The following is a 9,502-nucleotide window of genomic DNA, read 5'->3' on the forward strand; positions in this document are numbered from 1 at the left end:
CCAGCGCGTTCTCCCCGTTGCGCACGGCCACCGTCTTGCCAGCGGAGAAGGCCTGCGCGAACGACGGCTTGCCGGCCGCGTCGTACGTCACCGCCTCCGGACGGAACACCCGGGCGATCCACGTCGTCGTCGTGGTCGCCTGGTCCTCGCGGATGTTGCCCACGAAGATGCGGCCGTCCACCGTGGACGAGTGCCCGTTCGCCCCGAAGGGCGTCCCGATGCGCGTGTTCACCAGCGACGGTCGGCCTTCCGCGAACACCGTCCCGGGCACGCCCGCGAGCGCCGTCCCGAGCACCACACCGAGGGCCCCACTAAGTAACTTTTTCATGGAAATAAGGTTAAGCCATTTTGACTGCTCTGGTCTAAGTGGGGCGGGTCCCCGCTCCCTGTCGGAGCTGGACGCACCTTCGAGGAAGACGATGGCGACGAGAGCCGGGAAGACGCTGTGGGCGCTGGCGGCGGTGCTGGGGCTGACGGCCTGTGGTGGGGGTTCCGCTCCCGCGCAGGACGCGCTGCTGGCGGCGCCGGTGGTGGCGGAGAGGGAGCAGTCCGCCACGGCGGCGCCGCTGGGGCGGACGGTGTGGCTGAAGGCGTGCGCGACGCAGAAGTTCGTGTCCGCGGACCGGAACCTGGGGGCCACCGCGCCGCTCGTCGCCAACCGCGACAGCGCGCAGGGGTGGGAGCAGTTCCAGGTGGGTGACGCGGGCAACGACTCCATCTCGCTGCGCGTGGTGGAGACGGGCATGTACGTGTCCGCGGATCCGAACGCGGGCGGTCAGGTGACGGGCTTCCGCACGGCGGTGGGCGACTGGGAGCGCTTCACCTGGGTGCCCTTCGCGGACGGCAGCGTGGGCCTGCGCGCCAAGAGCACGGGCCAGTACGTGTCCGCGGACGCGAACCAGGGCGCCAGCGCGCCGCTGTACGCCAACCGCGCCGCGGCCGGCTGCTGGGAGGCGTTCTCCTTTGGCGTCGTGGGCGGCAGCGAGGACCGCTGGGTGCAGATCTGGAGCGACGAGTTCGACGGCAACAGCGTCAACACGGCCAACTGGACGCCCAACACGACCGTGCACGTGAACAGCGAGCAGCAGCAGTACACGAACTCCGGCGACAACATCTCCGTGAGCAACGGCACGCTGAAGCTCACCGCGCGCCTGCAGTGGAACAACGGCTATCCGTTCACCTCCGGCCGGCTGGAGAGCGCGGGCAAGCGCGAGTTCAGCCACGGCCGCGTCGAGGCGCGCATCAAGCTGCCGGTGGGCGCGGGCCTGTGGCCGGCGTTCTGGATGCTGGGCAATGACATCAACACCGTGGGCTGGCCGGCGTGCGGCGAGCTCGACATCATGGAGAACGTCGGCTACGGCGACTGGGTGTCCGGAGCGCTTCACGGCCCGGGCTACTCCGGCAACACGCCCATCAACGGCCGCTTCTACCCGTCGTCCAGCGTGAGCGACTGGCACGTGTACCGCACGGAGTACTCGTCCTCGGACATCAAGTGGTACATCGACGGGGCGCTGGTGAAGACCACGACGCGCGCGGAGGTGCTGCGCTACGGCGCGTGGGCCTACGACAGGCCGCTGTTCATCATCCTCAACCTCGCGGTGGGTGGTGGCTATCCCTTCGGCGTGAATGGCGCCTCGACGCCGTACTACGGCGTGCCGCAGTCCACGGTGGACCTGGTGCGCAACGCGCCGCAGACCATGGAAGTGGACTGGGTGCGCGCCTACCAGTGGCGGTAGGCTGAAACGCATGACGCTCCCGCCCCTCCTCCTGCTGGCTGACAGCGCTCCGCTGTTCTGGCGCGTGGAGGGGCGCCCCTTCCTGGACTACGTGCGCGTGCTCACCGGCGCGGAGCTGCGCGTGCCGCCGGTGAAGGCCGCGTACCTGGGCGCGTCCAACGGCGACGTGCCGGAGTTCTACGACATCTTCGTCGCGGCCATGGAGGGCATCGGGATCCAGCGCTGCCGGAGCATCCCGGCCAGGCCGTCCGGCGAGGACCTGGCCTGGCTGAAGGACGCCGACGTCATCCTCCTGGCGGGCGGCGACCCGCGCGTGGGCTGGAACGCATTCCAGGCCCACGGCGTGGATGGGATCCTGCGTGAGCGGCATCAGGCCGGCGCCGTGCTGATGGGCGTCTCCGCCGGAGCCATGCACCTGGGCCTGGGCGCGTGGTGCGAAGACCTGCCCGGCGAGGGCGAGCCCTTCCCGGTGCTGGGCCTGGTGCCCTACCTCATCGGCGTGCACGAGCCGCCCGAGTGGCCCGGCCTCAAGCTCGCCGTCCGGCGCATGGGCCTGCCCACGCGGGGGCTGGGTATTCCGCAGGGGGGCGGCGTGCTCCTGCACGCGGACGGCAGCGTGGAGCCCGTGCGGCAGACCGTGGTGGACGTGATGGTGGACGTGGAGGGGCGGCTGCACGAATCGCTGCTCATGCCTCCGGCCACGCCGTACCGGGGCGAGTCCCCCGAAGCGCCGGTGGACCGGCGGACGCTCCAGTAGATGGCTCCCTTTCGAGGAACGACGATGGCGACGAGCACGGGCAGGGCTGCGACGGCGTGGGCGCTGGTGGCGGGGCTGACGGCGTGCGCGGGGGCACCGAAGCGCGCGGAGGCGGTGGCGCCCACGGAGGGCGGCTGGGTCCAGGTGTGGAGCGACGAGTTCGACGGCACGGAGGTGGACGCGAGCAACTGGCGCATCCAGACCGACGTGCACGTGAACAACGAGCAGCAGCAGTACACGACGTCGCCGGACAACGTGTCGGTGAGCGGCGGCACGTTGAAGCTCACGGCGCGGATGCAGACGGCCAACGGGTATCCGTTCACGTCGGGCCGCGTGGAGAGCGCGGGCAAGCGGGAGTTCAAGCACGGCCGCGTCGAGGCGCGCATCAAGCTGCCGGTGGGCGTGGGGCTCTGGCCGGCGTTCTGGATGCTGGGCAATGACATCCAGGCGAAGGGCTGGCCCGCGTGCGGCGAGCTCGACATCATGGAGAACGTTGGCTACGGCGACTGGGTGTCCGTCGCGTTGCATGGGCCGGGCTACAGCGGCAACACGCCCATCAACGGCCGCTTCTTTCCGCGCACGCCGGTGAGCGACTGGCACGAGTACGGCGTGGAGACGTCGCCGGAGGCCATCCACTGGTACATCGACGGGGAGCGCGTGAAGACCTCCACGCGCGAGGAGGTGGAGCGCCACGGCGCGTGGGCGTACGACAAGCCGCTCTTCATCATCTTCAACTTCGCGGTGGGTGGCGGCTACCCGGAGGGCGTCAACAAGGCGAAGGAGCCGTACTTCGGCGTGCCGCAGGCCACCGCGGACCTGCTGCGCCAGGGGCCGCAGACGATGGAAGTGGACTGGGTGCGCGTCTCCGAAAAGCGCTGAGGCCTCCCTCCAACGGGGGATGGTTCGCACCGCGACCGGGTTCCTAGGGTGTTCCTCCTTGGGAGGAACAAGCCATGGCGGTCACGGTGGTGGTGGTGTCGGGGCCCATCGGCGCGGGGAAGACGACCCTCGCGCAGGGGCTCGCGCGGCGGTTCGGCGCGCTGCATCTCCGCTCGGAGGATTTCCTGCGGGAGCACGGCGGTGACGGTTCCCGGCGCTCGCGTCAGGACCGGAGCCTCACGCTGGACCGCGAGACGGGTGGGCGCTGGCTGGCGGACGGAGTGCTCGCGGCCCTGCGGGTGCAGGGACTGGACGCGTCTGGCCGAACCCAAAGGCTGATCATCGTGGATGCCGCGAGCAGCGAGGCGCAGTTGGACGGCCTGCGCGGAAGCCCGGGGCTCCGCATCGTTCACGTTCACCTGGAGGCGCCGGAACCGGAGCAGGCCTTGCGCGATGCGGAGCGGCGTTCGCGCGACACGCAAGAGGACGCGGAGCCGCACGGCTTCGAGGCGGCCTGGGCGCATCCCGCCGAGCGTGCGGTGCACGCGCTGGCCTTGCTGGCGGAGCTCGTGGTCGGCACGGCGAGGACGCCGCCCGACGCGGTGCTCGTGCGAGTGGCCAGCCGGCTTGGACTTTATGGACGGCCTGGTGAACGGCTGGTGGACCTCATCGTCCCGGGACCGCATGACGGCGTGGACACGCGCTCCCTCACGTCGCAGCTGGCGCCTCACTACGCCGTGCTGCTTCGACGAGGCGGGCCAGGCCCCTCCCACGAGGAAATGGAGGACGCCTTCGCCCGGGGTCACCGCGTGCTCGTTGAAAGCACCGGGCCCTCCGCCTGCGCCTGCATCCAGGCGGCGGGCATCGCGCCGGGACGGGTGCGGCGGGTGGTCCTGGCGTGCCGCTCGGAGGACGGCGCGTTCGACTGGGTGGGGCTGCGCGAGGCCGCCTCCTTCAATGCCCCCACGGACCTGGCGCTCACGCTCGCGGGGGAGCTCGCCGCGACCAACTGGGCCGCACGCCGCTTCGACCAGCTCACCGATGCGGCCCGTCATCACCTGGAAGAACTCGAGCGCGTCGCGGGTGCGCCCGTGTCCTTCCTCGCCCCCTCTCCGGAGGCGCGCCACTTCATCGAGCGGCGGCCGTGGTGAACCGGGCGCTCTCGAAGTTCCGAAAGCTTTCCGGGTGGGCTTGAGGTCGCAAGGTGACGTCCAACGAGCCGGCCATCTTCTCCAGAGTCCTCACCGCCACGGGCGCGGACCTGAGGTCGCCGGTCGAGCCCTGTTCCAGAACCTGTCCGACTGTCGGACAGGTTTCGGCGCTTCGTCCGCGGAAGGGGGCCTACCACCCGCTCAGCCACCCTCGGTGGTTGTCCCTGGAGGGCCTACCTTGTTAGGTTGTCCATGCGATGCGAATCCCACCCTCCCTCCGGACCGGCCTGCTCAGCCTGCTTGTGGCTTCTGCTGCCGTAGCCCGTGACCGCGAACCGGCCATCCGCCCCCTGATGCTCTCAGAGCATCCGAGTGACGCCACCCACCGGGTCTATGTGCGGGGGCAGGTGGTCACGATGCTGCGCTTCGAGAAGGCCGTGGATGCCAGCAGGACGAAGTTGCTCGGGTGGGAGGGGCGCCTCGAACCCTTGGTGGTGGTCCGCAACAAGGTCGTCCTGGAGCCCATGCATGACCTCGCCGACGACGAAGGCATTCCCCTGATTGTGACGCTGGTGGATGGGACAGAGGTGGCATTCCTCCTGCGTCACCCGGGCTGGAGGCATTCGAACGGCGCGGATCAGCAGGTCGATGTGTTCAAGGATCCAGAGAGCTACGCGAGCATGCACGCGGCGCTGCTCCGGGCGCTCAAGGAGAACTCCGCGCTGACCGAGGAGAACGAGCGCTACCGCAAGGAAGAGACCTCCGAGGACCATGCGCTCGCGGCGCTGCTGGCTTCAGAGGCCATCGCGCAGACCCCGTTCAAGCTCGCGGACCGCTTTTCCGGCAAGGATGACGAGAGCGAGGTGGATGCGCAGGTGTTCCAGGGTAAGGGAAAGGTCGCGGTCGTCTTCAAGGTCAAGAACACCCATTCTCAAGAGCCCTGGAGTCTGAAGTCGGCACGTCTGGTGACCAAGGACGGCGGTCATCCTCGCGCGGTCGCGATTCGCGTCACGACGCGCGAAATCACGCTCGGAAGCTCCGGCGTGGTAGCGGCTGTCGTGGACAGCAGTGCCTTCATGGAAGAAGGCGTGTTGACGAGCCTCTTCCTTGAGATCTACCGCCAGGACGGCTTGAGGCAGGCGTTCGTCCAGCTAGATCCAGCGCTCCTGGCGCGATAAGAGCGCGAGGCATGGTATCCCGCACGTTCACACTTCTGGGCTGCGCGGTCCTGCTCATGACGGCACCTGGCTGCCCGGGCACCGCGACGGGCAAGGTGGCCCTGCGTTCCGATGGCACGCCGGGACCCGAGGAATGTCCCGAAGAAGCGCGCAAGGCGATGAAGTACCTGCGGCTGTTCGTGGGGGATTCAGCCTGGGTTCAGCTCGACGCGAACCAGTCGCGTGCCTATCCCATCACCCTGTATGCCGGCTCCATCGAGAGCGTCCTCGAAGACAACCTGGGTCCAATTGACGCACCGGCCCGGCTCTATGGCCGCGTCTGGGCGGACGGGCCGCAGGCCGTGATCCGGTACTACGCCGCCCAACCCCTGGATGGAGGAGAGCAGGTCCCCATCTGTGCGGTCGCAAGGCTCGGGCTCGGACAACTTCGGAAGCTGCCGGAGTCCAAGCCCGGAACAGCGGTGCTCGGTTCCCCCAGAGCAGGCGTCTACATCGTGAACGAGTTCCGATAGAGCCTTCCAGTCGATACCAGGACGCATTCAGCCTCGAGGGACCGCTCCTCGTGGGATAGGACGAGCACATGAAGCTCACCGTTCACAAGCTCGGTCGGATCACGGACGCCGAACTCGACATCCGGCCGCTGACGGTTTTCAGCGGACACAACGGAACGAACAAGACCTGGCTCGCATGGGCGCTGTTTGAGCTCCTGTGGACTGTGTCTACCGGCTTGAACACCATGGACTTCCTGGCGTTCAGCCAGACGGATCCACTCACATCAAGAGTCCGTGACCGCCTCAAGTCCCTCTTCGAGGCATCAAGCCAGGGGACGTCCAAGGCTGCTGTGACCCTGGGCGTGGACGAACTGGGCGTCTGGCCGGAGGGAACTTTCGAGAACATGATGGATCAGGAGCAGCTTTCATCGCTCTTTGGCGAGAAGACAGGCATTGCCTCTGACGCTCGGGTCGAGCTTTCCTTTTCTATCCGCGAGATGGATGCACGACATGACTCCGTGGTGGTTGAACTCGAACCCGAGTTGGGCCGGCTCAGCGTCACGTCGCTCTGGACCTTCACCAACGGTTTCAGGAAGACACTCAAGCGCACCTTTACCAACCCCCAATGGGATGAGGACAAGCTCACCCACGCCTCGACTTGGCCACTCCGGCAGCTCCTGCTGAACGTGCTCTGCTTTCCCGCGGATCGAGCTGGGCTCCTACTGGCAGCCGAGGGGGGCGATGACGACTTGGATCTCCCACATCCCGTCACGGACTTCCTGAGCATCATGCGACTCATGCGGGGAGCCTCGCGGAGGGAGTCGCCTCTCAAGGATGCCTTATTGCCGTTTCTCGGATCCATCACCGGGGGAAACATCCGGTTCACGGGAGATCGAGGCGAAGAGCGTCTTGTGTTGGAGATCGGCGCCGGCCAGGAGTTGCCCATCTCCGTGGCATCCTCCCTCTCCCGGTCCCTGGCTGGGCTTACGCACTACATCCGGTCCCTCGCATCGCCAGGAGACGTCCTCCTCATCGATGAGTTGGAGATGAACGCCCATCCCGTTGCACAGCTCGCGCTCGTCGAGTTGATGGCGGTCATGGTCAACCACGGGATCCGCATCATCTTCACGACCCACAGCCCCTACATCATCGACCACCTCAACAACCTGCTTGAGGCGGGGCGCGCTCCCGAGGCACATCAAGCGAAGCTCGCGGATGAGTTCCGGCTCAAGACACGCGAGGCGTTCCTGCCCGCGGACAAGGTCGCGGTCTATGCCTTCGAGGCAACATCCGATGACGCCGAAGTGAAGGTCACGAACGCAATTTCTCCCGAGACCGGTCTCATCACGAAGAGCACCTTCGCGCCCGTGACACAGCGGCTCAGCCAGATCTTCAATGCCGCGCTTGACGCAACAGAAGGGGGCGAATGAGTACGACGGCGGGGGGCGCTTTTGATCGGCTCCTCTGGAACGGACTTCAGCCCGGTGACTACTCGCTCTCGGAAAGCGATGTGGGCGCGAAGCTCTCTCCCGAGGGGCAAGAGGCGGTGCTCCTGTTCCAGTTGGACGATCCGCACGACGAACTCCGCCGCCAAGAGCCGGATGGAACGTCAATCTGTGACGGGATGTTCTTCTACCGGCGCAAGCTGCGAGCCCAGCCTTGGCTCCTGTTCTTCGAACTCAAGCGCGGCAGCGATTTCAGCAAAGCCGTTGCGCAGCTCACCTCAGGGATTCTTCTGACCGCCAAGAACCTCCATTCCCGGTGCGTCCCTGCGCGAATCCATGCAGTAGTCGTGTCAGGTATCGAGTCGCCTCCCGACCAGCAAGTTCTCCAGAAGCACTTCCGCGCGGACCTCAGCAAGCACAAGATTCGGGCCAGCCTCGGGTTCGTGACGTGTCCGCTCAGGGGGGTTGCGGACCTCCGCGAGGAGTTACTGTCCAGAGTACGAACCGTCAGTTGACTCCTACCATCCGTGGTCTGAGCCGGGCGGCCCCTTGGGAAACCTGTCCGACTGTCGGACAGGTTCCAGCGCTTCGTCCGCTCAGCCGCCGTAGCAGTTCAGGGTCGAGCCGCCACAGTAGCTGGAGCCGGAGTTGCTCCAGGAGCCCGCCGAGTTGGTGCAGATCTGGTTCTGCCGGCGCTCCAGCGTGGGCGTGCAGCAGCCCACCTTGATGGTGCGCGTCTGGCCAGGGATGCAGCCGGCCTGCGCGGACACCTCCTGCGTGTCCTCGTCCACCACCAGAGCGCCCTCCTCCGGCGCCTCCACGCCACAGCCCACCGTCCCCAGCAGGCAGCCCATCAGCAACAGTCCCCGCTTCAGCGTCTTCATGTGTCGCTCCCGGTTGTCGTGATTCACAGCGACCCGGGACGCTATCAGGGACTTCCGTCTTCACCAGGATGAACAGGATTCCCTGAACCCGGCAGTCGGGCCCACAACACCGTGGCGTTGGGCCGCGCGGGCTCCGGGGTGATGCCCAGCTTCTTGAAGTCCTTCGAGTAGCGCGAGCCCTTCAGCACCACCACCCTGCGTGCCACGCGCCGGGCCTCGTCCACCGTCTCGCGCGTCAGCGGCGAGTAGTCCGCGTGGCGGCGCAGCGCTTCGAACGCGGCGGAGGATTTGCGCTCGCGCTCGAACATCGGATCGAAGAGCACCACGTCGAACGCGCCGTCCGGCAGTGTGCGCAGGAACTCCGCCGCGTCCGCGTACACCGCGCTCACCGGGCAGGCGGCCGGGTGGCGCCCGAGCCCCTGGAGCCCGTGCCGCACCAGCAGATACAGCGCCGGACTCTTCTCCAGCCCGAGGACACTTCCGCCCGGCCCCACCAGCCGCGCCGCCACCTGCGCATCCGCGCCCAGGCCCAGCGTGCAGTCCAACACGCGCTCCCCTTCGCGCAGGCCCGCGACGCGCACGAGCTGGTCCTCCATCACGCCCGCGTCCAGCTGCTTCACCCGCAGGTGCGCCAGCCCCGGTGAGAAGCGCAGCGTGCCTTCCGCGTCCACCAGCGACACCGCCGTGGACTCGAAGACAATGAGCGCGTCCGCCATGTCGGTGAGCAGCTTCTTCAGGGGCAGCTTGTGGTGGCGCTCCACATACGGCACGCCCACCGCCTCCGCCGCACTCCGCGCACGCTGTGCGAGCGGTGCGTCCACCCGGTCCGATGTGGTGACCACCAGTGGCTGGCGGGAGGAAGGTGGGGTTCCGGACGGAAGGGACATGGACCGGCGCAGCCTACCCCGCGCGCAAGCCGTCCCTCCGGGACATGCGCCTGTCCACCGCCCGTCACTCCACCTTCCCCCGCGACGCATGGCC

Annotated in this window: 10 protein-coding genes and 1 pseudogene; 8 read left to right on the forward strand and 3 right to left on the reverse strand. The window is 67.6% G+C overall.

The annotated features are described in order from the left end of the window. Window positions 1-328: pseudogene (locus D7V80_RS38270) on the reverse strand (LamG domain-containing protein); the annotation flags it as partial. A gap of 91 nt (window positions 329-419) precedes the next feature. Between D7V80_RS38270 and D7V80_RS38275 the strand changes: the two are divergent. The 8 genes from D7V80_RS38275 (at window position 420) to D7V80_RS38310 (ending at window position 8,152) form a co-directional block, all read left to right on the forward strand. Then, on the forward strand, window positions 420-1,736 hold the full coding sequence (locus D7V80_RS38275; RefSeq protein ID WP_120592760.1) for a family 16 glycosylhydrolase: 1,317 nt from the start codon (window positions 420-422) through the stop codon (window positions 1,734-1,736). A 10-nt stretch (window positions 1,737-1,746) separates the two neighbouring features. Further along, the gene (locus D7V80_RS38280) at window positions 1,747-2,493 is read left to right on the forward strand and encodes a Type 1 glutamine amidotransferase-like domain-containing protein (protein WP_158616772.1); all 747 of its coding nucleotides are present in this window, start codon (window positions 1,747-1,749) and stop codon (window positions 2,491-2,493) included. A 24-nt stretch (window positions 2,494-2,517) separates the two neighbouring features. Continuing rightward, the gene (locus tag D7V80_RS38285; protein ID WP_199738960.1) at window positions 2,518-3,372 is read left to right on the forward strand and encodes a family 16 glycosylhydrolase; all 855 of its coding nucleotides are present in this window, start codon (window positions 2,518-2,520) and stop codon (window positions 3,370-3,372) included. A 74-nt stretch (window positions 3,373-3,446) separates the two neighbouring features. Further along, window positions 3,447-4,523 (forward strand): AAA family ATPase, encoded by a 1,077-nt coding sequence (locus D7V80_RS38290; protein ID WP_120592762.1) that lies wholly within the window; start codon window positions 3,447-3,449, stop codon window positions 4,521-4,523. A 257-nt stretch (window positions 4,524-4,780) separates the two neighbouring features. Then, window positions 4,781-5,701, forward strand: coding sequence for a DUF2381 family protein (locus tag D7V80_RS38295; protein WP_199738961.1), 921 nt, complete (start codon window positions 4,781-4,783; stop codon window positions 5,699-5,701). Window positions 5,702-5,712: 11 nt separating this feature from the next. Then, window positions 5,713-6,213, forward strand: coding sequence for a hypothetical protein (locus D7V80_RS38300; RefSeq protein ID WP_014394549.1), 501 nt, complete (start codon window positions 5,713-5,715; stop codon window positions 6,211-6,213). Between the two features lie 68 nt (window positions 6,214-6,281). Further along, a complete protein-coding gene (locus D7V80_RS38305) occupies window positions 6,282-7,622 on the forward strand; it encodes an AAA family ATPase (RefSeq protein WP_120592763.1) in 1,341 nt (446 codons plus the stop codon). Beyond that, window positions 7,619-8,152, forward strand: coding sequence for a hypothetical protein (locus D7V80_RS38310; RefSeq protein WP_120592764.1), 534 nt, complete (start codon window positions 7,619-7,621; stop codon window positions 8,150-8,152). Before D7V80_RS38305 ends, D7V80_RS38310 begins: the two co-directional genes overlap by 4 nt. An 81-nt stretch (window positions 8,153-8,233) precedes the next feature. Here D7V80_RS38310 and D7V80_RS38315 read toward each other — a convergent pair whose 3' ends face one another. Together D7V80_RS38315 and D7V80_RS38320 are read right to left on the reverse strand one after the other, a co-directional pair. Continuing rightward, the gene (locus tag D7V80_RS38315) at window positions 8,234-8,521 is read right to left on the reverse strand and encodes a hypothetical protein (RefSeq protein WP_120592765.1); all 288 of its coding nucleotides are present in this window, start codon (window positions 8,519-8,521) and stop codon (window positions 8,234-8,236) included. A gap of 44 nt (window positions 8,522-8,565) precedes the next feature. Beyond that, the gene (locus tag D7V80_RS38320; RefSeq protein WP_120592766.1) at window positions 8,566-9,408 is read right to left on the reverse strand and encodes a class I SAM-dependent methyltransferase; all 843 of its coding nucleotides are present in this window, start codon (window positions 9,406-9,408) and stop codon (window positions 8,566-8,568) included. Between the last annotated feature and the right edge of the window lie 94 nt (window positions 9,409-9,502).

It is taken from the genome of Corallococcus sp. CA054B, from assembly GCF_003611625.1.
Lineage (GTDB): Bacteria > Myxococcota > Myxococcia > Myxococcales > Myxococcaceae > Corallococcus > Corallococcus coralloides.